Consider the following 23649-nt stretch of genomic DNA (forward strand, 5'->3'; position numbering starts at 1 on the left):
AGGAACCCGTCATGACACAAAAGCAACGTTTGAAATATTCGATTCTGATTGCCCTGGCCGTATTGGCGACGATGTTTGGCCTGTCCTATTTGCAGAACACCGGGGTCATCAGTGAGAAGACGTTCCAGACTATCGCCATTGCCGTTGCAGTGGTCGTGGTGGTGATCAACGGCATCATGCGCCGCAAGGTCAAGCTCTAAAGGGGGTCAGGCCCGGCCTTCGAGCACCTTGGCAGCCTCTTCATGGAGCGTGTAGGTTTTATCCGCATTGAGGGTGATCACGCCCTCGCTGCACAGGCGCTTGAGCACCTCGCGCACGCTGAGAAATGACAATGGGATGCCCAGCTCAAGCAGATGGCTGTGCACACCGCGTACCCCAAGGGTGCGCTGGTTGTCGGCGGCGGTGAGCAGGGCGTCGATGACCTTCAGCCGGATCAGACTGGTGCGCAAGCCAAAACACTTGAGCAGGTGGCGGATGCGCTGATTGCCTTGCTGTTCGGGCGATTTGTCGAATGCTTGTGCGCCGTTGCCAAAACGGGTCTCGGCAGCCGGTGAATGTCCATCCGTGGGCACTTGCGGGTTATACATGCAAAAACTCCTTATCAGAGCCTGATCAGGAAAAAATGAGCGCTCTTGGTTAATAAGACGAACGAGCGAGCAAAATCATGAAGTCCCGAATGTAGAAATTTTGTCGGTATCGGTTTTGTCACATTCGCGCCGCCTTAAATAAACGCCCCCTCGCGCTAAATTATCCCCGCTGGTTTGCGTTCTTACGGTGGGGTTATTACCCCTTGTGAGACGGTTAAATCTGACGGTGGAGTCTGCGTGATTATTTCCAATGGGTTGTCCAGGGTAGGTATGGTCGGAGTGTTGCTGGGGTTGAGCCTGGCCGCTTCGGCGCGGGAACAGGTGACGCAAGCCTCGGCGGATATCCGTCGCACCAGTTACGGCGTGCCGCATATCCGCGCCAACGATGAGCGTGGCCTGGGCTTCGGCATTGGCTACGCCTACGCCCAGGACAACCTGTGCCTGCTGGCCAATGAAGTGGTCACGGTAAATGGCGAGCGCGCCACGTTCTTCGGCGCCGAGCAGGTGACCCTCGAAGCGCGAAACAACCTGGCCAGTGACGTCTTCTTCACGTGGTTGAATACGCCGGAATCGGTCGCCACGTTCTGGAAGGCGCAGAGCCCGCAGATCCAGCAGCGCATCGAAGGTTACGTGGCCGGCTACAACCGCTACCTGAAAGAGCAGGGCGCTCCGGCGCAGTGCCAGGCCGCGTGGGTGCGGCCACTGGTGCCTGAAGACTTGGTCAAGCTGACCCGTAGGCTATTGGTGGAAGGTGGTGTCGGCCAATTCGCTGAAGCCCTGGTCGGCGCGACGCCGCCCCAAACCACCACCGGTGTAGCGACCAACGCCCAGGCCTTTGAACTGGCCACCGCCAATCAGCAACGCTTCGCCTTCGATCGCGGCAGTAACGCCGTGGCGGTGGGCCGTGATCGCTCGTTCAATGGACGCGGCATGCTGCTGGCCAACCCGCACTTCCCGTGGGTGGGCGGCATGCGCTTTTATGAAATGCACCTGACCATCCCCGGCCAACTGGATGTCATGGGCGCCGCGCTGCCTGGGTTGCCGGTGATCAATATCGGCTTCAACCAGCATGTGGCGTGGACCCACACCGTGGACACGTCCAAACACTTCACCCTGTATCGCCTGACCCTGGACCCGAAGGATTCCACGCGCTATATGCTCGATGGCAAATCCGTTGCCATGGATAAAACCACGGTGACGGTGCAGGTCAAACAAGCTGATGGCAGCCTCAAGGGGCAGTCGCACACCGTCTATAGCTCGCAATTCGGCCCGGTGGTGCAATGGCCGGGCAAACTCGACTGGGACAACCGCTACGCCTTCAGCCTGCGTGACGCCAACCTCGGCAACGACCGCGTGCTGCAACAGTGGTACGCGATGAACCGCGCCGGCAGCCTCGACCAATTGAAAACCTCGGTGCACACCCTGCAAGGCATACCATGGGTCAACACCGTGGCCGCCGACGACCAGGGCCAGAGCCTGTACATGAACCAGTCGGTGGTGCCCAACGTCAGCGCGGCCAAGCTCGTGCAATGCAGCGACCCACGCGCCGGCCTGCAGATGATCATGCTCGACGGCGCCCACAGCGCCTGCGCCTGGGACGTCGACCCGCGCGCCGCGCAGGCCGGCATCTTCCCGGCCGATCAGTTGCCGCAGCTGCAACGTACCGACTTCGTGCAGCACTCCAACGACTCGGCCTGGCTGGCCAACCCCAAGGCGCCGCTCACCGGGTTCTCCCCAGTGATCAGCCAGGACCACATCGGCCTCGGCCCGCGTGCGCGTTTTGCCCTGCAGCGCCTGCAGTCCCTGGATAAACCGATCAGCGTCACCGACCTGCAAAACATGGTGATGGACAACGAGGTGTACCTGGCCGGCCAAGTCATGCCGGACCTGCTCGCCTTCTGCGCCACACACCTCGATGCCGACGCCACCACCCTGCAGCCCTTGTGCGCCCGCCTGAAAAGCTGGGACCAACGCGCCAACCTCGACAGCGGCATCGGCCTGGTGCACTTCATCAACCTGGTGGAGCACCTGCAGCAGATCCCCGACGCCTGGCGTGTCGCCTTCGACCCGGCTCAGCCCCTCACCACCCCACGCGGCCTCGCCATCGACCGCACGGATGTCGCCAAAGCCCTGCGCGAAGCCATGCTGGCGTCCACCGCCGACGTCGCCAAACTCGGCCTGACCGCCAACAGCACCTGGGGCGACCTCCAAGTCTCCGGCCAAACCCCGATCCACGGCGGGCCGCAGGAACTGGGGATCTACAACGCCATGCAAACCGTACCCCGCGACGACGGCAAGCGCGAAGTCGTCAGCGGCACCAGCTACCTGCAAATCGTCACCTTCGACGACCAGGGGCCCCATGCCCAAGGCGTACTCGCGTTCTCCGAGTCGAGCAACCCAGCGTCCAAACACGCCAAGGACCAGACCCAAGCCTTTTCCCAGAAAAAACTCAGCCCGCTGCCCTTCACCGAAGCCCAAATCAAGGCCGACCCGCAGTACCAACACCTGCACATCAAAGAGTAGGGCAGCCACGCAACCCCTTGATGCCAATACGAAATATTTTTGAAATCAAGGGGTTGCACGCATTGGCAAATACGTACATAATGGCGCCCATCGAACGCATCGAAGCATTAAAAACTTCAATGTATTCAATGAGTTAGAGTAGAGGCAGGGCTTTACCGTCCACTCAAGTTTTTACGCGGTGAGTGTCAGCAGTCAGGACATTGATCGTTTGAGGCCGAGTAGCAAAATGGTTATGCAGCGGATTGCAAATCCGCCTACGCCGGTTCGATTCCGACCTCGGCCTCCACTCTTAGAAACCCCGTAGATTAACGTCTACGGGGTTTTTTATTGCCTGCGATTTGGGCATCGCTTCCGCAATTTTTCGGATCGCTTCCGTAGCCCTACCTTTTTGTCGGGAAATCTGAGACGCGCTATCGGTATGCCTCTCCTCGATTGGACGTGGGATTGTGCTTGAGACTAAACAACCTGAGCGTCCATTAACGGCCAATTCCAGCCGGTCGCAACGGGCAGAAATCGGCCAAAAGCAGACGGTGACGTCGAGGAACAAGATCCAACCTGAACCTGAGTCGGTGTAGCACTGGGGTGATAGACAGACCAGTGGCCAAATAGTAGCATCGAGGGAGAAAATCATAATAACTGCTTTAGAATGGAGTCTGATGTGGCGCTAACTAACTCTTATGTGCAAGTGTACGGACAATTACCTGATCTTTTCAGCCGCATACGGGAAGCTGGTGCTCCAGATAAGTTCACTTCTCAACACTTGAAAGACTGGGGATACACCTCATCAAACTATCGCGCTGTTATTCCTCTATTAAAGTCCTTGGGTTTTCTAGCTCCCGATGGCTCTCCTACAACTAGATACCACGACTACCGCAACAATGCACAATCGGCAAGTGTGATGGCGGAAGCATTAAGAGATGCTTATGGTGATTTATTCAATATCAAAGCCAACCCAACGCAAAATGATAGAGCCCTAATCGAGGGGAAATTCAAAAGCTCGCACAATGCCTCCCCAAACACCGCAAAAATGATGGCAAACACGTTTTATTCGTTATTGGGGCTTGCTGACTTAACCATCGCTACAAATCAAGGTGGCAGTGCAAAGGAAAACGTTCGGGTGGAGATTGCGGATTCTCAGCCGATGCAACAAAATGAACAGCAACACAAGTCTGCACGACCTTCACTTCATTATAATATCCAGATCCACCTGCCCGCGACAAAAGACATCGAGGTTTTCAACGCAATCTTTAAATCCCTAAAGGAGCATCTGCTTGACTGACCTTAAGAAAGATCTGCGTGATTTTATGTTCCGGGGAATCATGTTTGAGTCTGAAGCTAGCCAATTCCAATCGGCTGGCATACAGGTCGGTGCCGATCAAGGAGACGCAGAACAAAGACTGTTATCCGAAGGCCTTTCTGTTTTCGGTATATCCAGAAGAAACAATGCATTAGAAATGGCGAGATTATATGCGATTCTGCATTGCTTTGAAAACGAAGTTCGCTCGTTGATTAGTGAGACTCTGGAAGAAAAAGAAGGCCCAGACTGGGCAGATAAACTGCCCTCGAAAGTACGCCAGCACGCCACATCCAGGCAAAATACTGCACTTACCGATTCTTGGCTAGAAGGAGAAAAAACAGACATCCTAGGATTCGTTGATTTTGGGCAGTTATCTTCAATTATTCTAGAAAAATGGAGTTATTTTGAAGCCCTAATGCCTTCCCAACACTGGTTGAAGCAGAGAATGGACGAATTGGAAAAATCAAGGAACTTTATAGCCCATAATCGCATGCTGCTACCTAGTGAATTCCAACGAATCTACATGTATATAGCCGACTGGAATAAAGTTATCGGGCTTTAATCCTGTGTCTCGATTTTTAAAAGTGCACAAACAAGTTATAAAAGGCTACATCTAGGTAGTCGTCCGTTGAGAGTAGCTTTGCTTTGACCTCTGCCGTTGCCGGAGGAAAGTTTCTGTCCTATTACTGCCTGCCAACCACTAATTCACTATCAAAATAGGGCACACCGTGAAATTTCTTTATATCGTCGGACTAACAGATCTCCAAATCTCACAAACACTGGTTCGACCTATAAAGGTAGCAGACGACACATTCATCACAAATAATGCAAAATATGTAAAATCTCTAATCCCTCCTCAGCACATACCTGTTCTAGGCCTGCTCGAATACAATTTCCTGACCAGTGGCAGGCCGGTAATTTATAAAACTGGATCTGTACTTGTCGAAGAGGGGGCGCATATAGAAGTAATAAACTTACTTAGAGGTGCACATGGTTTCTTACTCTCGCTCTGGATGTATCGCGACTCTAGTGTAAATTGTGATACGGGATTTGCTATTGGTTTGGACAGTGACGGCATGCATAGTAACACCTTGAACTTCCATTACTCTTTCGCGAATGGAGATAAAGGTGTTACAACGATAAGTCAGCATGACCTTGAGCGTGTATGTGATATTTCAGACAAGTATTTCAGAGGTTTAAAAGAACAAGACGATCTACCCCGAACAGTTCTGCAAAAGACCACAGGCAGAATTAATATCTCCACCTACCATCTGCAGATGGCACGTTCCGCGCGCGACCTTGCAATAAAAATCGCCACTTACTGCTCTTTCTTTGAATCGCTTTTTAGCACTAACACTATGGAGTTATCGCATCAACTTTCAGAACGCATCGCGTTTTCAATGACAAACGACCCTCATGAAAGATTAGAAATATTCACAAAAACCAAAAAAGCGTATGGTGTTCGATCCAAAACCGTGCATGGAGACATAATCCAGCCAAGAGAGTTAGTGGGACTTATAGAAACAGCAGGGCATTGTGACGTTATTGCACGAAAAATATATACCAAAGTAATTACCCAGCCTGAAACATACAAACTATTCGAAAGTACAAACGAAAAAATTGACGATCATATGAGGAATTTAATATTCGGAATCACAAAGGCATTTTGAAGACATCAGAACCACCTTCTTTGGGTGGAACCACGTTTGTTTGAAGCCGATCGCGCTGGACCGGGAGAGTGGTTACGAGAGAAAGGTGGGCTGTACCAGTTCGACTTTTTGAAGTCCACAGTGCGCCTAGTAGGGGAAAACCGTTCTTGCGTCGCTCATAGCTTTGCAGGCATCGAATGACTGCTTTTGGCCGATTGTGTTGAAAAAGTCGGTTTGCTCGAACCACCCGCGTATTGACTCGTGAAAACGCCTTGTCTGCGCGCTGCTACGTGAAATCTGAGCTAGGAAGCCACTGCCGAAAGTTAGGATTTCAATCTACGACGCGTACTTTTCTGCCCTGGAAACCGAGGCCGACTTTTTCAACAGAATCGGCCGATTGCTGCCCGTCACAAACGGCAAAAATCGGCCAGAGGCAGACACTCGCGATGAGTCTAGAAATCCTAGGGCGATTCAGCTCGTCGGAACCCGCTCATCAAGTCCCGCGTTAACAATAAGCACTGCACTCTCCGTTATCTGCGCCACGCCGAACGTGCTCTCACGACTTTTTCGCTAGCTCCACCGCCGACGTTATCGCCGCTCGCGCCTGCGGACTGTTTTTCCAACATGTCGACCCTAATGCCGCCGATGCCTGCGCCAGGATGTCACTGACATCCGCTTTCCCCAGGACATCCATCGAATCGATCCCCATCTGCTCCAAACGAGTCACAACGGTGGGGCCTACGCCCTTGAGGGCAAGCAGCGCTGTTCTTTCTTCCAATGAAAATGGCATTCGGACATTCCTTTTTTGACGCTGTTAATCAGCGTATTTAACCGACCTCGGCCCTGACGATCCTCTGGTCTTTAACCTCTGCTGCATACGCCCCAATTTTCTCCTGCTGCACCGCCAGCAACGCGCAGACTTTCATCAATGCTGCCGCCTCATCCGGCGTCTTGCCGCTGGCGGCCAAGGTGGTCAGCTCAACCACCGACCAGCCAATCACCGCCGCTGCATCCTCCAGGTCGTAAAACAATTCCTGCTGAGCAGTCCTGGGCCCGTCGAGGCCTTTTATCAATTCATCCATTTATGCTGCCTGCCGTTTCAGTTCAAGCGCCCGCTTACGGAACGAGATTGTCGTCGAAGTCTTCACGCTCTAGGGTTGTGTAAGCCTGCTGGCGAATCCCGCCTTCGGAAGAGGTACAGAGTCGACGTGTGGCTTTCTTTCCCTGCGGACGCACGACTATTCCCTCGCTCATCTCGGGGTCGTTGGGTTCTCCGGGGGTAAAGTTTGTGCGCACCATACGGTCGAAAACCGCGTAGGTTACCCCATGATTGGTAAAGCGCAGATGTGCCTCGCCGCCACCTGAGTAGCTCGTGGAGCTGAGCCAGAAGTGACCCTTCGGTGGGCTGGGTGTTTCGGGGTAGGTCAATTCGATTTTGCCGGGCGTGCCAAAGCGGTATTGCACATAGCCGGTTGTCGCTGAGAACCCTTGCGATGCGCAAATCGAGATCATCTTCGGCCCGGAGTCGCATCCGAATAATAGTGTTTCTTGCGCCTTACACAGATAGCGCTGTTCCGACGTTCCGGCAAGCGCGTCGAATCCTGTGGCTGCCATCGTCAGCAAGCAAATTCCCTTTAGCGTCGCGACTTTAATTCCCATCAGGGTTCCCGTTTTTTTACTTGGAAAATTGATCAGCAGTTATTCTGGCTGGCTGCTTGGCGAGGCAGTGTGGCTTCCCGGTCACGCGTGTGTAAATGCCTTACTTGCCCCCAGTTACATCCAGAAAAGTCCCGGTAATAAACGACGCCTCCGCGCCCGCCAACCACAGCACAGCCCGCGCGACTTCTTCGGGCTCGCCGCCGCGGCCCATTGGAATGCTGTCCTTGACGCGGTCCACGCGACCCGGTTCTCCGCCGCTGGCGTGCATTTCGGTGTAGATATGCCCTGGGCGAACGCAATTGACGCGGATGCCTTCGCGCGCGACTTCCTTGGACAGCCCGATGGTGAAGGTTTCCAGTGCTCCCTTCGACGCTGCATAGTCGACGTACTCGTTGGGGCTGCCCAACCGCGCGGCGCCCGAGGAGACGTTAATCACGCTGCCGCCGTTGCCGCTGTGTCGAAACGACATGCGCTTCACGGCTTGTTGCGCGCAGAGCATCGGGCCGATGGCATTGATCGCGAAGATGCGTTGCATGCGCGCAACGTCGAGGTCTTCAAAACGCGATTGAAGCGCGATGATTGCGGCGTTGTTGACCAGAACGTCGATGCGGCCGAACGTCTCGTCGATGGCTCGGAACAGATGCGCGACCTGTTCCGGGTCGGCACTGTCGGCGCGTATGGCCAAGGCGCGTCGTCCGAGCGCTTGCACGTCAGCCACCACGCCGAGTGCGGCGGCCTCATTGTTGATGTAGCTGATGGCGACGTCGTAGCCTTGCGCCGCCGCGAGCCGCGCCGTTGCCGCGCCTACACCCCGGCTTCCGCCGGTGATCAGAATCAGGGGAGCTGAAGAGCCGGTAGCCATGTCTTGAACCTTTTTGTGAGGGAGGTGAATCTAGCCGATGAGCATCGTGCCGGCGGCAATTACCGCGCACGCCAGGACTTTGCGGACAGTCAGTGCCTCGCCCAGGAAGAAATAACCGATTAATGCCGCAAACAGTACGCTGGTCTCGCGCAAGGCGGAAACCGAGCCCATCGGCGATTCAGACATGGCGTAGATCACAATGCCGTAGGCCAGCAGTGAGACCAGCCCACCCATCAAGGCGGGGATGAGCCCCGGGCGCGGGGCAAACAGGCTGCGGGCACCGCGCAGGCCCATGTAAACCAGTGGCATCAGTACGCCCCAGAGGGCGCACATCCACGCGGTATAGGCCATCGGTGCACCGGAGAGTCGTGCGCCTACGCCGTCGGTCACGCTGTAGGCTGCGATGAAAAATCCCGTGCCCAAGGCGTAAGGCAAGCTGGGGACCGCGAGCCTGCGTTGCCTGAAGGCCAGTGAAATAATGCCGCCCGACACCAGCGCAATGCCGAACAGGGCGCTGGTGCTGAGGGTTTCGCCAGCAAATGCCAAGGCGAACAATGTGATCAAAATGGGCGAGGAGCCGCGGGCGATCGGGTAGGTTTGCCCGAGATCACCCACTTTGTAGCTGCGCACCAGGAACAGGTTATAACCGACGTGCAAGACACCCGAGAGTGCGGCGTAAGGCCAACTGGCGGCGGCGGGCGCTGGAAGGTACAGCGCAACGCCAATGCTGACGAGGGCAACCGACAGACACATCACGGTCATCGACCAAAGCCTGTCGGCGCCGACACGCAACAGCGCGTTCCAGCTGGCGTGCAAGAGGGCGGCGAAGAGGACGAGTATTACGATAGGAAAGGGCATGCGTCATGTTAAGCAAGCTGGCGGTTGGACAACAGCGAAGTCCCTTCATCGTGGCATGAGTCATTGCTCATGCTGTCAACGATAGTGTTGTTGGGCCTGAGTCGACTCCGCCAGCAGCCAGTTGCGAAAGCTGACGATGTGAGGCTGGGTTTCGATCCCTTTGGGGCAGACAAAGAAATAGGCGACCGGTGAGGCAAACGGCACATCGAACAACCTCACGAGGCTGCCATCGTTGATTTCGGCCTCCACGTGGCCGCTACGCGCCAAGGCGATGCCCTGACCCAGCAAGGCCGCTTCTATGGTCATGTTGGTGTCAGCAAACCTGACGCTTTCCTTGAGTGCCGCAACGCTCACGCCGACGTGCTCGAACCAGGCTTCCCACTTGGGCACCAGGTCTGCGCCGTCACGCATCAGTAGCGGGTAACGCAACAATTCGGCGGGCTCGTGCGGGGCGCCAAAACGGTTAAGCAGGTCAGGGCTGGCCACCGGGAAAATTTGCTCCCTGAGCATGAACTCCGAATGCAAGGCCGGGTAATGACCGTTGCCCAGACGAATTGCCACATCTGAATCCGCGCTGGAAAAGTTGATCGCTTTGTCACTGGTTTCCAGCGTGATCAGAATTTCCGGGTGCTGCTGCGACAGGCCTGGCAACCGGGGCAGCAACCATTTCAGAGCGAAAGAATAGGTGGTGCTGACCTTGAGCCGAACCCGGCCTTTTTGTTCTCTAAGGTCCGTCAATGTGGTTTCCAGGTTCACGAAAAACTCGCGCACGATGGGCGCCAGTGCGGCGCCGGCTGGGGTCAACCGCAAAGATTTGCCGCGCTGGAAGAGTTGTAACCCCCAGAGGTCCTCAAGGTGTTTGAGTTGATGGCTGACGGCGCTCTGGGTCACATGCAACTCTTCTGAGGCTGAAGTGAACGTCGCATGTCGGGTCGCGACTTCGAACGCGCGAAGCGTGGCAGTGGGGGGGAGATCTCTCATTGGTGGGTCCCGGCGAGCCTTCTGGCAATCAGTTTTTCCATGAGTGGACGCTCATGCTAATTGAAAGGTGTGCTCTCATTAAAGCCGGACAGCCTGGCAGCGGCCGCAGAACTGACGGCACCTTGTACCGCCGGGCTTACAAACCCTACCATCAGGTTACACGATAGCCATGACGCACTTGAGTTGGCGCTGTCTTACCCAGCGAGAAGTCAATCTCGTCACGTAAGAGAGTGTGGTTATGAAGTTGAGTTATCTAACCAAAGCGGCGGTCGTGGTCGCGCTATTGTCGACCCTGTCAGGCTGCTGGATATTCATGCCACCGGGGGGTGGCGGCGGGCATGGTGGCGGACATGGTCAGGGCGGTGGCCCTGGCCCAGGAGGCGGTCCGCGCTAAGGAACCGAAGCCGGAGGCAAGCCATGCGCAATGGCTTGCCTCTTTTTTTTGCCGTGAGAAATCCCAGGCAAAGAAAAGCCCGCGTGGGGAGCGCGGGCTAAAAGGATGTTTGTTAGGAGCTGGGTTCACCATAGGCCCCCGTCTGTGAAAGGTTTGTGAAAGCTTTGGCAAAAAAAAGTGTATGCCTCAATCGTGAGGTGGCTGTACGGGGCAGGGCAGGCCATAACCCTCTACTGTCGCTGGCATACCCCTGTGTTTGGATGCCGCGTTATGTTCATGTCTACCAGCCTGTTATCAGCCTTTGTGCTGTTTGCCTTCGTGTCCTCGATCACACCGGGGCCCAATAACACCATGTTACTTGCGTCGGGCGTGAACTTTGGGTTTCGCCGATCGATGCCCCATGCCCTGGGGATCAGCATTGGTTTCATGCTGCTGGTGATTTCGGTGGGCCTGGGGCTGGGCGAAGTGTTCAAGGTATTTCCGTGGGCCTACAGTGTGTTGCGCTACGTGGGCGCGGCCTATCTGTTGTACCTGGCGTGGAAGATTGCGACGGCGGGCGGCATGTCCGACAGTTCTGATGAGCAGGGCAAGCCGATGACGTTCCTCGGTGCAGCGGCGTTCCAGTGGGTGAACCCCAAGGCCTGGATCATGGCGCTGGGGGCAATCACGACCTATACGCCGGCCGAAGGTTATGTGACCAATGTGCTGGTGATCGCCCTGGTGTTCGCCGTCGTCAACCTACCCAGCGTCTGTGTGTGGGTCGGGTGCGGCAGCGGCTTGCGCAATGTGTTGCGTGAGCCGCGCTGGTTGCGGATGTTCAATGGGGCGATGGCGGGGTTGCTGGTGCTGTCGTTGTACCCGATGCTGTTTGCCGGCTGAATGTCAGACCGGCGAGATGGTCGCCAGCAGGCCGATGCCGATGGTCAACACCAAAAAGCCGAACAGGAAAAGTGCCATCTTGGTCATAAGGCCTCCAGAGGGAAGGGAGTTGGGATGGCGCTATTGTCCGCCCAGGTGGCGTTTCGATACAGATGCAGATAGTAAAGAAAAAACCGTATCAGATACCTCTGGCCCCGTTAAGCCGGGGGCTTTGATCGTTTGGGTTATTTTCAAGATCAGTGCCTGAGACAGCCAACGCATTTGCCCCTAAGATGGCGCCCATTGCATCAACAATAAGAGTGGGCCAACCCTCGATGGAAAGACGTCAATTCAGCGGTGGCATGAAAGGCAAGAACCTGCGCTACCTCAACGAAACCTCACAGCCCGCGTCGGTTGCCCGCGTTGGCTTCCTGTTGCTCGAACATTTTTCCCTGCCCGCATTCACCCAGACCCTCGACACCTTTGTCACCGCCAACCTGCTGCGTCCCGACCTGTTTGCCTCGCGTACCTTCGGCTGTGACGATGGCGAAGTCATCAGCGACCTTGGCCTGGTGATCCGCCCCGATGCGCGTATCGACGTGGCGGCCCTGCAAGACCTTGAGCTGCTGGTGATCTGCGGCGGCTTTCGCACGGAACTCAAGGCCAGCGAAGACTTCATCCATCTGCTGCGCGGCGCCGCCGAGCAGGGCATCAGCCTCGCCGGCCTGTGGAACGGTGCCTGGTTCCTCGGGCGTGCCGGGTTGTTGCAAGGCTACCGCTGCGCCATCCACCCGGAACATCGCCCGGCGCTGGCTGAAGTGTCCAAGGCGACCCACGTCACCAGCGAACCCTACGTGATTGACCGCGACCGCCTCACCGCCTCAAGCCCGTCCGGTGCCTTCCATATGGCGCTGGATTGGATCAAAGGTTTGCATGGCAAGGCATTGGTCGAAGGCATCGAAGACATCCTGGCCTTTGAAGAATCCCGCTACCGGCGCATCAAACCCACGGAAAACGTCAGCGTCAGCGCGCCCCTGCGTGAAGTGGTGAAACTGATGGACGCCAACCTGGAAGAACCCCTGGAACTGGATCAGCTCGCCGTCTACGCGGGCCGGTCCCGGCGCCAGTTGGAGCGGTTGTTCAAGGAACAACTGGGCACCACGCCGCAGCGCTACTACATGGAACTGCGCGTGACCGAAGCGCGTCGCCTGTTGCAGCACACCGAGCTGTCACAGGTTGAAGTGCTGGTGGCCTGTGGATTTGTCTCGCCGAGTCATTTCAGCAAGTGCTATAGCTCATACTTCGGCTATCGCCCCTCGAAGGAGAAACGGTTGGTCAAGTAGCCTGCTCGCTACAAGCGATGTCAGAACCGATCCAGGCGATAGGGCGCCACTGACGGTGCTTGGCCCGTCCTCGCCAACGCCCCAACCCACTCGGCCGTCACCGCCGCCTGGGTCAAACCCAAATGCTGATGCCCAAACGCAAGCAGCACCTTGCCGTCACACACCCGGTCAATCACCGGCAGTGAATCCGGCAGCGACGGCCGAAACCCCATCCATGGCGTTGCACCTTCTGCACTCAACTCCTCGCGAAACAACCCCTTGCTCAACCGGTGCAACTGCCAGGCGCGCGCCATATTCGCCGGGCGATCAAGGCCGGCGAATTCCACCGTGCCAGCCAGGCGCAGCCCGTCGGTCATGGGCGTCATGATGAATTTGCGCTCCAGGGAGGTGACGGCAAACGGCAGGCGATTGTGTTCATGGGGCAGCATCAGGTGGTAGCCGCGCTCGGTGTCCAGCGGGACTTTTTTGCCGGTCAGGGCGGCGGTCAGTCTGGCCGAGTGGGCGCCACAGGCGATCAACACCTGGCGTGCGGTCAGCGGTCCCTGGTCGGTGGTGAGTGAGACGCCGTGCGCGTCGACGCGGCCATCCAGCACCTGGCGTTTAAGAAATTGCACACCACTGGCCTTGGCCGCGTGCACCAGTTCGCAGACCACGTGGTAGGGATCTAGAAAGTGCCCGGTACCTGGGAAAAACAGCCCGCCCTGGAGGTTGTCGCTCAACTGCGGTGCGGCTTGGCGAATGGCGTCGCCAGACCAGAAATCCACCGTCACCTGCTGCTGTTGCATGCGCTGCTGCAAGGCATTAAGGGCGTCCCGTGAACCCGCGCGCTCAAACACCAGCAGCGAGCCGTCCTCACGCAGCAACTGCGGATGCCCGATGCTGTGCAGCAGGCGCTGCCACGCCCCCAGGCTGCCTTCATTGAGCGTGCGGATACCCGCCACGGTGCGCTGATAGCTCGCCGGGCGCAGGTTCAACAGCAGGCGCAAGAACCAGGGCAGGGCGTGCGGCAGGTATTTCCAATCCAGGCGCAGCGGGCCCATGGGGTCCAGCAGCATGCCGGGCAACCGCTTGAGGATCGACAGGTCGGCGATGGGGAACACCTGTTCGGTCGCCAGGTGCCCGGCGTTGCCATACGACGCGCCCATGCCGGGTTCCTGTTGGTCGACCACCCACACTTGCTGGCCTTGGCGTGCCAGTTGCAGGGCGCAGGCGACGCCGATGATACCGGCGCCGACCACTACGATATCGGGATCGGACATGGCCTACGCCTCCCTCTGGCCATCAAGCAGGCGCCGCAGCAGCAAAGGGTTACCGTGCTGGAGCGCGTCAGGCAGCAGTGCATCGGGGAAGTCCTGATAACACACCGGTCGCAAAAACCGCTGGATCGCCGCCGTGCCCACCGACGTGCTACGTGAGTCCGACGTGGCGGGGAATGGGCCGCCATGAACCATGGCATCACAGACTTCCACACCCGTCGGCCAGCCGTTGACCAACAGGCGGCCGGCCTTGCGCTCAAGCACCGGCAGCAGGGCTTTGGCGCTTGGCAAATCGTCGTCATCCAGATGCAGGGTGGCGGTGAGTTGACCTTCCAGGTGTTCGGAAACCTGATGCATCTCTTCGTTGCTGGCGCAAAGGACTATCAATGAGGCTGCGCCGAACACTTCAGCCTGCAACTGTTCATTGGCTAAAAAATCCTTCGCCGGGGTCACGAAAAGGTGAGCCTGGCCCTGGTTGGGGCCTTGTGCCGCCAACCCCTTCGCCGCCACCCTGGCGTGTTCAGTCAGTGCTGTCACGCCTGAATCGTAGGCCTTGAAAATATCGGGGGTCAGCATGGTCTGCGCTGCACAGGTGGGCAGCTGCTCACTGGCCGTGCTGATGAAGCGATCCAGCGCAGGCCCTTGTACGCCAATCACCAGGCCTGGGTTGGTGCAGAACTGCCCGGCACCCTGGGTCAACGACCCCACGAAGCCTTTCGCCAACCCTTCGCCGCGCGCCGCCAACGCGGCTGGAAACAGGTACACCGGGTTGATCGAGCTCATTTCTGCATACACCGGAATCGGTTCGGGCCGTGCCTGCGCCGCCTGTGTCAACGCCACGCCACCGCTGCGCGAGCCGGTAAAGCCAACCGCCTTGATCCGCGGATCGGTGACCAGTGCAATCCCCACTTCGCGGCCCGAACCGTAAAGCAACGAAAACACACCCTCGGGTAAACCACAGGCCTGGATGGCCTGCGCCACCGCCCGGCCCACCAGTTCACTGGTGCCCGGATGCGCGCCATGGGCCTTGACCACCACCGGGCAACCGGCGGCGAGTGCGGAGGCGGTATCGCCCCCCGCTACGGAAAAGGCCAGGGGGAAGTTGCTCGCACCAAACACGGCCACCGGGCCCAGTGCAATATGGCGCTGGCGCAGGTCTGGACGAGGCAGAGGCTGGCGCTGCGGCTGTGCAGGATCCACCCGCACATCCAGCCATTCCCCGGCGCGTACGGTGCGGGCGAAGGTGCGAAGTTGGCCGCAAGTGCGCCCGCGCTCGCCTTGGATACGCGCACGTGGCAGGCCGGTTTCGGCGACGGCGCGCTCGATCAGTTCATCACCCAGGGCTTCAATGTGCGCGGCGATGGCTTCAAGGAAGGCGGCCCGAGCTTCCAGCGAGGTTTCGCGGTACCCATCAAACGCCGCCCACGCCAAGGCGCAAGCCTGGGCGACATGTTCGCGGTCGCCGCCCGGATAGGCCGGTTCCATGGGGGTATCGGTTGCGGGGTTAACCGCCCGGATCGCCTCGCGATTGCCGGTAGTGGCGTGCTGACCGATCAGCATCTTGCCCGTCAGAGTCATGGGATCGTCCTGGTAGAAATGAGGGTGGCCGCTGCGAGAACCGCAGCGGCGCGCAAGGGAATCAGGCGACGTTCTGTTCCGCCGACCAGTTGGCGTACCACTGGCGGAACAGCGCGTACTGGTGTTCGGCGTAACGGCGTTGCGCCTCGCTGAGTACGTCGGTCTCGTTGAAGTGCAGGGCATAGCCCTGGTCGCCGTTCAGCACCATCAAATGCTTGTAATACAGCACCAGGTCGCAGCCTTCATCGAAGGACGACAGCACCGCCAGCGCAGCCTCCAGCTCACGGGCCTGGCGACGGGCCTTGGCATCGCCCTTGGCGGCCTTTTTGCTCAATGCCACCAGTTGCAGCACTTCCCGTGGCAAGGCGTTACCGATGCCGGTGATGGCGCCGGTGGCGTTGCAGTTGACGAAACCGTGTACCACCTGGGTGTCCACGCCGACCATCAAGGTCACATTATCGTCCTGGGAGGTGATGTGTTCGGCGGCGTAGCGCAGGTCGGCACCGCCGCCGAACTCCTTGAAACCGATCAGGTTCGGGTGTTCGCGGCGCAGTTCGAAGAACAGGTCGGCGCGGGTGGCGAAGCCGTAGTAGGGGCTGTTGTAGATCACTGCCGGCAGGTCTGGCGCGGCCTTGAGGATCGCCGAGAAGTGCGCCTTTTGTGCGGTGGCGGATGCACCACGGGACAGCACGCGAGGAATCACCATCAGGCCATGGGCGCCGACCTTGGCGGCGTGGGCGGCATGGGCCACGGCTTCGCGGCTGTTGACTGCACCGGTGCCGACGATGGTCGGTACACCGGCGGCCACCAGACGTGCCACGCCTTCCTGACGTTCGGCCTCGGTGAGCAACGGCCAGTCGCCCATGGAACCGCAGTACACCACGGCGCTCATGCCGATATCGATCAACTCGCGGCCCTTGGCGACCAGGGCGTCGAAGTCCGGCTTGCGCTCAGCGGTGCACGGGGTCATCAGGGCGGGGATGCAGCCGGTGAAGATGTTGTCGCTCATTGTTCTAGCTCCTTGGAACGTTCAGTACAAACAGGGGAGGGCTCAGATGCCCCAGGCAAAAGGGTCGCGCTCGTCGATCAGCAAGGTGCTGTCGGCGGTCATGTACGCGTTGCCAGTGATGAAGGGGCGTACGCGCTCGCCGTCCCACTCATAGTGGCCTTCGAATTGGCTGCCGGTGATGCTGGCTTGGGTCCAGGTTTCGCCGGGCTTGAGTGTGCCATCGGCGGCCAGACAGGCCAGTTTGGCGCTGGTACCGGTGCCACAGGGCGAGCGGTCGTAGGCCTTGCCGGGGCACATGACGAAGTTGCGGCTGTCGGCCCGGTCGTCATCGGCGAACAACTCGATGTGGTCGATCAGTGCGCCGTCTGCACCGTGAATGCCTTGATCTTCCAGGGCCTTGAGCATCGCCCAGGTGTAGTCGGTGAGCGCATCCACGTTGTCCATCTGCAGGCGTTGGCCATGGTCCGACACCAGGAAAAACCAGTTGCCGCCCCAGGCGATATCGCCGTAGACCACGCCGTGGCCGGGCACCTCCACCGGCACCTGTTGGTGCAGGCGATAGGCGGGCACATTGCGCAGGGTCACGGCGCCGTCTTCGTGCAGCGTTGCGGCAACCGGGCCGACGGGTGTGTCGATGGTGTGCACGCCGGGCTGGATGCGTCCCAAGTGGTGCAGCGACGCGACCAGGCCGATGGTGCCGTGGCCGCACATGCCGAGGTAACCGGCGTTGTTGAAGAAGATCACACCGCAGATCGCGCCCGGCGTGACGGGTTCGCAATACAGCGCGCCGACCAGTACGTCATTGCCACGCGGCTCCAGCAGGCAGGCGCGGCGCCATTGATCATGCTCGGTGCGCAGGCTGTGCAATTGATCGGCAATCGTGGCGCCGCTCAGCGCCGGGAAACCGCTCATGACCAGGCGCGTCGGTTCGCCGCCGGTGTGGGAGTCGATCACATGCAGTCGCTTCATAAAATGCTCCTGAATCAGTAGGTCGCGGGCGTCAGCGGGGCGTGAGGCTCGTCAACCGCTTCGCTTTCATCGGCTTCGTGTTCCAGCCGTACCAGGTGAGCCGGTACGCCCGTCGCGGCGCCCCAGTAATAAATGCCCAGTGCGCAAGCCGCGACGACTATTGTGTCGAGCGGATGGCCGATCACGCCGATGCCGCCGAAACTGCCGAGCTTGGAGAGCAGGATGGTCACCGCGTAGAAGCCGATCAGCCAGGCAGACGAGCGCACTTGTTGCTTGATGTTGAGGTGTGCGGTTGGCACCCAGCGAGCACACAGCAGGTACACCACGAACATCAGGATCTGCAGGCCGAGCAGCCAGGAAACCGTGTTCCAGCCGGACCAGTACACAATCAGCGCGGCGATGATGAACGACAGCGGACCCAGCACCGCCATGCCCTTGACCCGGAACGGCCGCGCCATCTGTGGCGCATTGCGACGCAGCGCAGCGACGGTGACCGGCGCCACGGCGTAGCTGAGGATCAAGGCTGCGGACACCACATTGATCAGCGCTTCCCAGGACGGAAACGGCAGGGTCCAGAACACTGACAAGGCGAAGGTGAGCCATAGCGCCGGGCGGGGAATGCCGGATTTCTCATCGATACGCGTGAAAATCTTGAAGAACGTCCCGGTCTGCGCCCAGCCATACACCACACGGGGAGTCGCGTTCATGTAGATATTGCCGCAGCCGCTGGGGGAGATCACCGCGTCGGCCACCACCAGGTAGGCCAGCCAACCGACGCCCAACGCCAGGGCAATGTCCCGATAAGGCAGCGCCAGTTCCTTGCTGATCCCGGCCCAGCCGTTGGCGAGCATTTCCGTGGGCACGCCACCGAGGAAGGCGGTTTGCAACAACACGTAGATCGCTGTCGACAGCAGCACGGAAAGGATCAAAGCAATCGGAATCGTGCGTTGTGGGTTCTTCACTTCACTGGCCACCGAGATGATCGGCGTCAGCCCCAAGTAGGCAAAAATCACCCCGCCGGCCGACACCGCCATCTCGATGCCCGACAGCCCAAACGGCGCGAAACCCTGGACCTGGAAGTTCGCCGGTTTGAAGAAGGTGAACAGCACACCAATCACCAGCAACGGCACGATGAATTTGAATACGCTTACCAGATTGTTGGCGATGGCGAAGGTCTTCACGCTGCGGTAGTTGAGCACGAAGAACAGGCACAGCAGGGCGAATTGCACCAGCCAGCCGAGGGTCGTCGGGTCGCTGGAACCGGCCTTGGTCAGCTCTGGAAACCACGCCGCGGCGTATTGGCGCGAGGCGACGACTTCGATGGCCACCAGGCTGGAAAACGCGATCAGGGTGATGAAGCCCATCAGATAGCCCAGCAGCGGGCCGTGTGAGTAAACCGGGTAGCGCACAACGCCGCCGGCGCGCGGTAATGCCGCGCCCAACTCACAGTACACAATGCCCAGCAGCAGCACCGCGAACCCGCCGATGAGCCAGGAAATGATGCCCGCAGGACCCGCAATTGCAGACACGTGACTGGCTGCGAACAACCAGCCCGAACCAAAGATGGCACCCAACCCGATAAAGGTCAGGTCCATCAGGGAAAGCTGTTTCTTGAACTTGCCTTGAGCTGACATAGCGTCGCCTTCTTGTGAGTTATTGGATAGGCATGCAGTGGCCATACAGTGAACTTCCAGACGGCGGCGCGATTGATGTTTTTTGCCGGCATCGATGACGAAATCAGCACAGTTTTGCTTTCTCGACAGGGGGGCGAGCATCGGGCAATCTGCTACCCGTGAAGGCAACCAGTGGGGATCAACCGTCATGATGCAGAGCGCGTTTGCGACCCTTTGCCAAGGGAGCAGCCCCCAAGACATCGAACAGTTATTGGGCAGTGTCGCGCAGCTATTGCCGATGCTGGACGTGATCCCCAATGCCGCGATTTTCATCAAGGACACCCACGCCCGATACGTGCTCGCCAACCGCACCCTGGTGCAGCGCTGTGGCCTCAAGCAGTTGCAACCGCTGTTGGGCAAGACCAGTGCCGAAGTCTTCCCCGCGCAATTGGGGCCGGGCTACACCGAGCAGGACCGACGCGTGCTGGAGCAGGGTTTTGTGCTGGAAGATCAGCTGGAACTGCACCTGTACGGCACCCGCGAACCCGGCTGGTGCCTGACCCACAAGTGGCCGCTGTACAACCACACGGGCGCGATCATTGGCCTGGCCGGTATCTCGGTCGACCTGCAAACCGCCAGCGAAAGTCACCCGGCGTACCAGCGGCTGGCCGCCGTGGACGCGCACATCCGCGCGCACTTCAACCGTCGCGTGACCCTGGGTGAATTGACGCGGATCGCCGGCATTTCAGTGGCGCAGTTGGAGCGCTACTGCAAGCGCGTGTTCCACCTCACGCCTCGGCAGATGATCCAGAAAGTGCGGCTCGAACATGCGCACCGGCTGTTGCACACCGACCTGCCGATCACGGAAGTCGCGTTGCAGTGCGGGTATACCGACCACAGCGCCTTTACCCGCCAGTTCAAGGCGTCGACGGGGTTTACGCCGAGGCAGTATCGGGATACCCGTTAAGTATCCGGTGGGCGCTTTGCTGTGGGAGCTGGCTTGCCTGCGATGCAGACGCCCAGAGGGATCAGGTAGATCCGGTAGACGCCTTCGCAGGCAAGCCAGCGCCCACATTTGATTGCGCCCAGTCTGTGAAGGGGGCTCATTCCAATGCAACGAATGGCCCACACCACCCTCATATGTTCACGAGCAATGCTTTACGACAACAGGTACCAGACTTATGACGGCGGCTGAAAACAACCATGTGAACTGGCTGGTGGAACAATCGATGCTGCACGCGGCACGCCAGCGCGCCAGGCTCTATTCGGGCCAGGGCCGGTTGTGGCAGCAGCCATACGCGCAGACTCGGCCCCGTGATGCCACGGCCCTGTCGTCAGTGTGGTTTACGGCGTACCCGGCGTCGATCGTTACCCGCGAGGGCGGCACGGTGTTGGAGGCGCTGGGGGACGAGGCGCTGTGGCATGCCTTGTCGAAGATCGGTATCCAGGGTATTCACAATGGCCCGCTGAAGAAGTCTGGTGGCCTGAAGGGCACGCAGCACACGCCGACCATCGATGGCAACTTCGACCGCATCAGCTTCGAGATCGACCCCGAGTTGGGCACCGAGGCCCAGTTGCAGGCGTTGACGCGCATGGCCGCGGCGCACAATGCGGTGATCATCGACGATGTGATTCCTTCGCACACCGGCAAGGGCGCAGACTTTCGACTGGCCGAGATGGCGTATGAGGACTATCCCGGCCTGTACCACATGGTGGAAATTCGCGAAGAAGACTGGGCGTTGCTGCCGGACGTCGTCGAAGGCCGTGATGCGCAGAACCTCAGCCCCGCCCAGGTCGACGCGTTGCGTGACAAACACTACATCGTCGGCCAGTTGCAGCGGGTGATCTTCTTTGAGCCCGGCGTCAAGGAAACCGACTGGAGCGCGACAGACGTGGTGCAGGGCGTGGATGGCAAGCCGCGCCGCTGGGTGTACCTGCATTATTTCAAGGAGGGCCAACCGTCGCTGAACTGGCTGGACCCGACCTTCGCCGCACAGCAGATGATCATCGGTGATGCGCTGCACGCCATCGACGTGATGGGCGCGAAGATCCTGCGCCTGGACGCCAATGGTTTCCTGGGGGTGGAACGCAAGCTTGACGGTACGGCCTGGTCCGAGAGCCATCCGCTGTCGATTACCGGCAACCAGTTACTCGGCGGCGCAATCCGCAAGGCCGGCGGCTTTAGCTTTCAGGAGCTGAACCTCACCGTGGATGACATTGCGTCCATGTCCCATGGCGGTGCCGACCTGTCCTATGACTTCATCACCCGACCGGCGTACCAGCATGCGCTGCTGATGGGCGATGCCGAGTTCCTGCGCCTGATGCTGCGTGAAATGCACCGCCAGGGCATCGACCCAGGCTCGCTGATCCATGCGCTGCAGAACCACGATGAATTGACCCTGGAACTGGTGCACTTCTGGACGCTGCATGCCCATGACACCTTTCTGTACCAGGGCCAGACGTTTCCCGGCAACATCCTGCGCGAGCACATCCGCGAGCAGATGTACGAGCGCCTGGCCGGCGAGCATGCGCCGTACAACCTCAAGTTCGTGACCAATGGCGTGTCGTGCACTACGGCCAGCATCATCACGGCGGCGCTGGGCATTCGTGATCTGGAGGCGATCACAGCGGCGGATATTCAGCAGATCCGTCAGATCCATTTGCTGCTGGTGATGTACAACGCCATGCAGCCTGGGGTGTTTGCCTTGTCGGGGTGGGACTTGGTGGGCGCGCTGCCGCTGGCGGCTGAAGAGGTCGAACACCTGATGCAGGATGGCGACACCCGCTGGATTCACCGTGGTGCCTATGACCTGGTGGATCTGAACCCGGATGCGCAGCTTTCGGCGGGCCATATGCCGCGTTCGAATAGCCTGTATGGCAGCTTGAACACCCAGTTGCAGGACCCCGAATCCTTTGCCTCGCAACTGCAGAAAATCCTCGCGGTACGCCGTGCCTATGACATCGCCGCCAGCCGCCAGATCCTGGTGCCAGAGGTGGAAAACTCGGCGCTGCTGGTGATGGTCCACGAATTGCCGGCCGGCAAAGGCACACAAATCACTGCGTTGAATTTCGGTGCCACGGCGATCACCGAAACCCTGCACTTGCCGGATATTGCTGCCGGAATGGTGGTGGACATCATCAACGAGCGGGTGGAGGGCGACCTGACGGCGGAGGGGGCATTTACCATTACCCTGGATGCGTATGAAGGGTTGGCGCTGCGGGTGGTCAGCAGCTCGCCCCTCTAACGTTGACGCACCCTTTTGTGGTGAGCGCGCTCACCACAAAAGATCGCAAGTTGTTTCGGAGTTTCCTTACGTTGCCTGAATAAAGTCGCATGTTAGTGTCCTGTTCATTACGTGCCTCTTATTAGTATGGCGACTCAAAGGAACAGGAATGCGATCTCTGTCGGTATCCAGTGAAGAACAGTTAACTGCACAACTTCCGCGTGCAGCATTAGTGGTCAGTCTCGCCACTCGGCAAGAAGAAATACGTGAGGTGCAACGCCTGCGTTATCGAGTATTCACCGAAACGTTCCAGTTGTCTGAACTCGAAAATCCAGAGGCGTTGAATACCGATGAGTTTGATGACTACTGCGACCACTTGCTGGTCCGCGACGCCAGTACTTCAGCCGTGGTCGGCACCTACCGCTTGATGGGCCCGGCCGCTGCACAGCGCATGGGGCACTACTATTCGGAAAGGGAGTTCGATCTCAGTGGGTTGGCGTCGTTGCGCGCCAGGACAGTCGAAGCCGGGCATGCCTGTGTTCACCCCGAGTACCGCAGCGGCAGCGTGATCATGATGTTGTGGTCGGGCCTGGCGAAGTACATGGAACGGGAGGGTTGTGATCATTTGATGGGCTGCGCAAGCGTGAGCCTGTCCGACGGCGGCCACGATGCGGCAGCGTTGTATCGCGGCTTTACCGCGCAGAATCTGGCGCCCGCCGACTATCGCGTAACGCCCCACCTGCCTTTCCCCCTTGATACGTTCGAGCCCGGACATGTACCGCGCGTCCCCCCGTTACTCAAAGGTTATTTACGCAGCGGGGGTTGGGTCTGTGGTGCGCCGGCCTGGGATAAGGAATTCAATGTAGCGGACTTCTTTATGTTATTGCCGCTGTCGAAGTTGGACAGCCGTTATGCGCGACATTACTTGAAGCCTAAACAATCATAAGGGTTGATCAATATGTTCCTGAGTGAAGAAAGAGATGCGGCTT

22 protein-coding genes and 1 tRNA gene are annotated in these 23649 nt (G+C 58.8%); 11 read left to right on the forward strand and 12 right to left on the reverse strand.

What is annotated here, in order from left to right; translation table 11 throughout:
* Window positions 1-11 precede the first annotated feature (11 nt).
* Window positions 12-200, forward strand: a complete 189-nt coding sequence (locus AB4O08_RS26540; protein ID WP_010210250.1) for a hypothetical protein — start codon at window positions 12-14, stop codon at window positions 198-200.
* A gap of 6 nt (window positions 201-206) precedes the next feature.
* Here the strand turns inward: AB4O08_RS26540 and AB4O08_RS26545 are convergent, their stop codons facing one another.
* The gene (locus AB4O08_RS26545; RefSeq protein ID WP_010210251.1) at window positions 207-587 is read right to left on the reverse strand and encodes a hypothetical protein; all 381 of its coding nucleotides are present in this window, start codon (window positions 585-587) and stop codon (window positions 207-209) included.
* 237 nt (window positions 588-824) lie between these two features.
* Here AB4O08_RS26545 and pvdQ point away from each other — a divergent pair, with 237 nt between their 5' ends.
* The 5 genes from pvdQ (at window position 825) to AB4O08_RS26570 (ending at window position 6077) form a co-directional block, all read left to right on the forward strand.
* Window positions 825-3110: a bifunctional acylase PvdQ gene (gene pvdQ, locus AB4O08_RS26550; RefSeq protein WP_198832330.1), complete on the forward strand. Its 2286-nt coding sequence runs from the start codon at window positions 825-827 to the stop codon at window positions 3108-3110.
* 212 nt (window positions 3111-3322) lie between these two features.
* Window positions 3323-3396: transfer RNA gene (locus tag AB4O08_RS26555), tRNA-Cys, on the forward strand.
* Between the two features lie 372 nt (window positions 3397-3768).
* Window positions 3769-4389, forward strand: coding sequence for a DUF5343 domain-containing protein (locus AB4O08_RS26560; RefSeq protein ID WP_460114525.1), 621 nt, complete (start codon window positions 3769-3771; stop codon window positions 4387-4389).
* The gene (locus tag AB4O08_RS26565) at window positions 4382-4969 is read left to right on the forward strand and encodes a Swt1 family HEPN domain-containing protein (RefSeq protein WP_460114526.1); all 588 of its coding nucleotides are present in this window, start codon (window positions 4382-4384) and stop codon (window positions 4967-4969) included. Before AB4O08_RS26560 ends, AB4O08_RS26565 begins: the two co-directional genes overlap by 8 nt.
* A gap of 166 nt (window positions 4970-5135) precedes the next feature.
* On the forward strand, window positions 5136-6077 hold the full coding sequence (locus AB4O08_RS26570) for a hypothetical protein (RefSeq protein WP_460114527.1): 942 nt from the start codon (window positions 5136-5138) through the stop codon (window positions 6075-6077).
* A 535-nt stretch (window positions 6078-6612) separates the two neighbouring features.
* Here AB4O08_RS26570 and AB4O08_RS26575 read toward each other — a convergent pair.
* The 6 genes from AB4O08_RS26575 to gcvA form a co-directional block, all read right to left on the reverse strand.
* Entirely contained in the window at window positions 6613-6846 is a 234-nt protein-coding gene (locus AB4O08_RS26575; RefSeq protein ID WP_021493073.1) for a hypothetical protein, read from the reverse strand.
* A gap of 37 nt (window positions 6847-6883) precedes the next feature.
* Complete coding sequence (locus AB4O08_RS26580; protein WP_460114528.1) at window positions 6884-7138, reverse strand: hypothetical protein; 255 nt, start codon at window positions 7136-7138, stop codon at window positions 6884-6886.
* Between the two features lie 34 nt (window positions 7139-7172).
* A complete protein-coding gene (locus AB4O08_RS26585) occupies window positions 7173-7715 on the reverse strand; it encodes a hypothetical protein (RefSeq protein WP_010210259.1) in 543 nt (180 codons plus the stop codon).
* 100 nt (window positions 7716-7815) lie between these two features.
* Window positions 7816-8577 (reverse strand): SDR family oxidoreductase, encoded by a 762-nt coding sequence (locus AB4O08_RS26590; RefSeq protein WP_010210261.1) that lies wholly within the window; start codon window positions 8575-8577, stop codon window positions 7816-7818.
* A 30-nt stretch (window positions 8578-8607) separates the two neighbouring features.
* Window positions 8608-9435, reverse strand: a complete 828-nt coding sequence (locus tag AB4O08_RS26595) for a DMT family transporter (RefSeq protein WP_021493077.1) — start codon at window positions 9433-9435, stop codon at window positions 8608-8610.
* 75 nt (window positions 9436-9510) lie between these two features.
* Complete coding sequence (gcvA, locus tag AB4O08_RS26600) at window positions 9511-10416, reverse strand: transcriptional regulator GcvA (protein ID WP_021493078.1); 906 nt, start codon at window positions 10414-10416, stop codon at window positions 9511-9513.
* 664 nt (window positions 10417-11080) lie between these two features.
* Between gcvA and AB4O08_RS26605 the strand changes: the two genes are divergently transcribed.
* Together AB4O08_RS26605 and AB4O08_RS26610 are read left to right on the forward strand one after the other, a co-directional pair.
* Window positions 11081-11689: a LysE family translocator gene (locus tag AB4O08_RS26605; RefSeq protein ID WP_010210272.1), complete on the forward strand. Its 609-nt coding sequence runs from the start codon at window positions 11081-11083 to the stop codon at window positions 11687-11689.
* 314 nt (window positions 11690-12003) lie between these two features.
* Window positions 12004-13011, forward strand: coding sequence for a GlxA family transcriptional regulator (locus AB4O08_RS26610; protein WP_074900581.1), 1008 nt, complete (start codon window positions 12004-12006; stop codon window positions 13009-13011).
* A gap of 20 nt (window positions 13012-13031) precedes the next feature.
* Here AB4O08_RS26610 and AB4O08_RS26615 read toward each other — a convergent pair whose 3' ends face one another.
* The 5 genes from AB4O08_RS26615 to AB4O08_RS26635 form a co-directional block, all read right to left on the reverse strand.
* Entirely contained in the window at window positions 13032-14270 is a 1239-nt protein-coding gene (locus AB4O08_RS26615) for an NAD(P)/FAD-dependent oxidoreductase (protein WP_460114529.1), read from the reverse strand.
* Between the two features lie 3 nt (window positions 14271-14273).
* A complete protein-coding gene (locus tag AB4O08_RS26620) occupies window positions 14274-15845 on the reverse strand; it encodes an aldehyde dehydrogenase (NADP(+)) (RefSeq protein ID WP_460114530.1) in 1572 nt (523 codons plus the stop codon).
* Window positions 15846-15906: 61 nt separating this feature from the next.
* Entirely contained in the window at window positions 15907-16854 is a 948-nt protein-coding gene (locus AB4O08_RS26625; protein WP_010210276.1) for a dihydrodipicolinate synthase family protein, read from the reverse strand.
* A 42-nt stretch (window positions 16855-16896) separates the two neighbouring features.
* Entirely contained in the window at window positions 16897-17823 is a 927-nt protein-coding gene (locus tag AB4O08_RS26630; RefSeq protein ID WP_460114531.1) for a 4-hydroxyproline epimerase, read from the reverse strand.
* Window positions 17824-17837: 14 nt separating this feature from the next.
* Entirely contained in the window at window positions 17838-19457 is a 1620-nt protein-coding gene (locus AB4O08_RS26635; protein ID WP_010210280.1) for an APC family permease, read from the reverse strand.
* Between the two features lie 187 nt (window positions 19458-19644).
* Here AB4O08_RS26635 and AB4O08_RS26640 point away from each other — a divergent pair, with 187 nt between their 5' ends.
* The 3 genes from AB4O08_RS26640 (at window position 19645) to AB4O08_RS26650 (ending at window position 23606) form a co-directional block, all read left to right on the forward strand.
* Window positions 19645-20403: an AraC family transcriptional regulator gene (locus AB4O08_RS26640; RefSeq protein ID WP_010210281.1), complete on the forward strand. Its 759-nt coding sequence runs from the start codon at window positions 19645-19647 to the stop codon at window positions 20401-20403.
* A 214-nt stretch (window positions 20404-20617) separates the two neighbouring features.
* Entirely contained in the window at window positions 20618-22681 is a 2064-nt protein-coding gene (gene treS / locus AB4O08_RS26645; protein WP_042572372.1) for a maltose alpha-D-glucosyltransferase, read from the forward strand.
* Between the two features lie 148 nt (window positions 22682-22829).
* A complete protein-coding gene (locus AB4O08_RS26650) occupies window positions 22830-23606 on the forward strand; it encodes a GNAT family N-acetyltransferase (protein WP_021493085.1) in 777 nt (258 codons plus the stop codon).
* Window positions 23607-23649 lie beyond the last annotated feature (43 nt).

It is taken from the genome of Pseudomonas sp. H3_E07 (assembly GCF_054668895.1).

Coding starts and splice junctions, on each gene's coding strand:
- AB4O08_RS26595 (WP_021493077.1), bottom strand. CDS start 9,435: ATGCCCTTTCCTATCGTAATACTCGTCCTCTTCGCCGCCCTCTTGCAC.
- AB4O08_RS26575 (WP_021493073.1), bottom strand. CDS start 6,846: ATGCCATTTTCATTGGAAGAAAGAACAGCGCTGCTTGCCCTCAAGGGC.
- AB4O08_RS26590 (WP_010210261.1), bottom strand. CDS start 8,577: ATGGCTACCGGCTCTTCAGCTCCCCTGATTCTGATCACCGGCGGAAGC.
- AB4O08_RS26545 (WP_010210251.1), bottom strand. CDS start 587: ATGTATAACCCGCAAGTGCCCACGGATGGACATTCACCGGCTGCCGAG.
- AB4O08_RS26585 (WP_010210259.1), bottom strand. CDS start 7,715: ATGGGAATTAAAGTCGCGACGCTAAAGGGAATTTGCTTGCTGACGATG.
- AB4O08_RS26650 (WP_021493085.1), top strand. CDS start 22,830: ATGCGATCTCTGTCGGTATCCAGTGAAGAACAGTTAACTGCACAACTT.
- AB4O08_RS26630 (WP_460114531.1), bottom strand. CDS start 17,823: ATGAAGCGACTGCATGTGATCGACTCCCACACCGGCGGCGAACCGACG.
- AB4O08_RS26610 (WP_074900581.1), top strand. CDS start 12,004: ATGGAAAGACGTCAATTCAGCGGTGGCATGAAAGGCAAGAACCTGCGC.
- AB4O08_RS26615 (WP_460114529.1), bottom strand. CDS start 14,270: ATGTCCGATCCCGATATCGTAGTGGTCGGCGCCGGTATCATCGGCGTC.
- AB4O08_RS26580 (WP_460114528.1), bottom strand. CDS start 7,138: ATGGATGAATTGATAAAAGGCCTCGACGGGCCCAGGACTGCTCAGCAG.
- AB4O08_RS26605 (WP_010210272.1), top strand. CDS start 11,081: ATGTTCATGTCTACCAGCCTGTTATCAGCCTTTGTGCTGTTTGCCTTC.
- AB4O08_RS26640 (WP_010210281.1), top strand. CDS start 19,645: ATGATGCAGAGCGCGTTTGCGACCCTTTGCCAAGGGAGCAGCCCCCAA.
- gcvA (WP_021493078.1), bottom strand. CDS start 10,416: ATGAGAGATCTCCCCCCCACTGCCACGCTTCGCGCGTTCGAAGTCGCG.
- treS (WP_042572372.1), top strand. CDS start 20,618: ATGACGGCGGCTGAAAACAACCATGTGAACTGGCTGGTGGAACAATCG.
- AB4O08_RS26635 (WP_010210280.1), bottom strand. CDS start 19,457: ATGTCAGCTCAAGGCAAGTTCAAGAAACAGCTTTCCCTGATGGACCTG.
- AB4O08_RS26620 (WP_460114530.1), bottom strand. CDS start 15,845: ATGACTCTGACGGGCAAGATGCTGATCGGTCAGCACGCCACTACCGGC.
- AB4O08_RS26540 (WP_010210250.1), top strand. CDS start 12: ATGACACAAAAGCAACGTTTGAAATATTCGATTCTGATTGCCCTGGCC.
- AB4O08_RS26625 (WP_010210276.1), bottom strand. CDS start 16,854: ATGAGCGACAACATCTTCACCGGCTGCATCCCCGCCCTGATGACCCCG.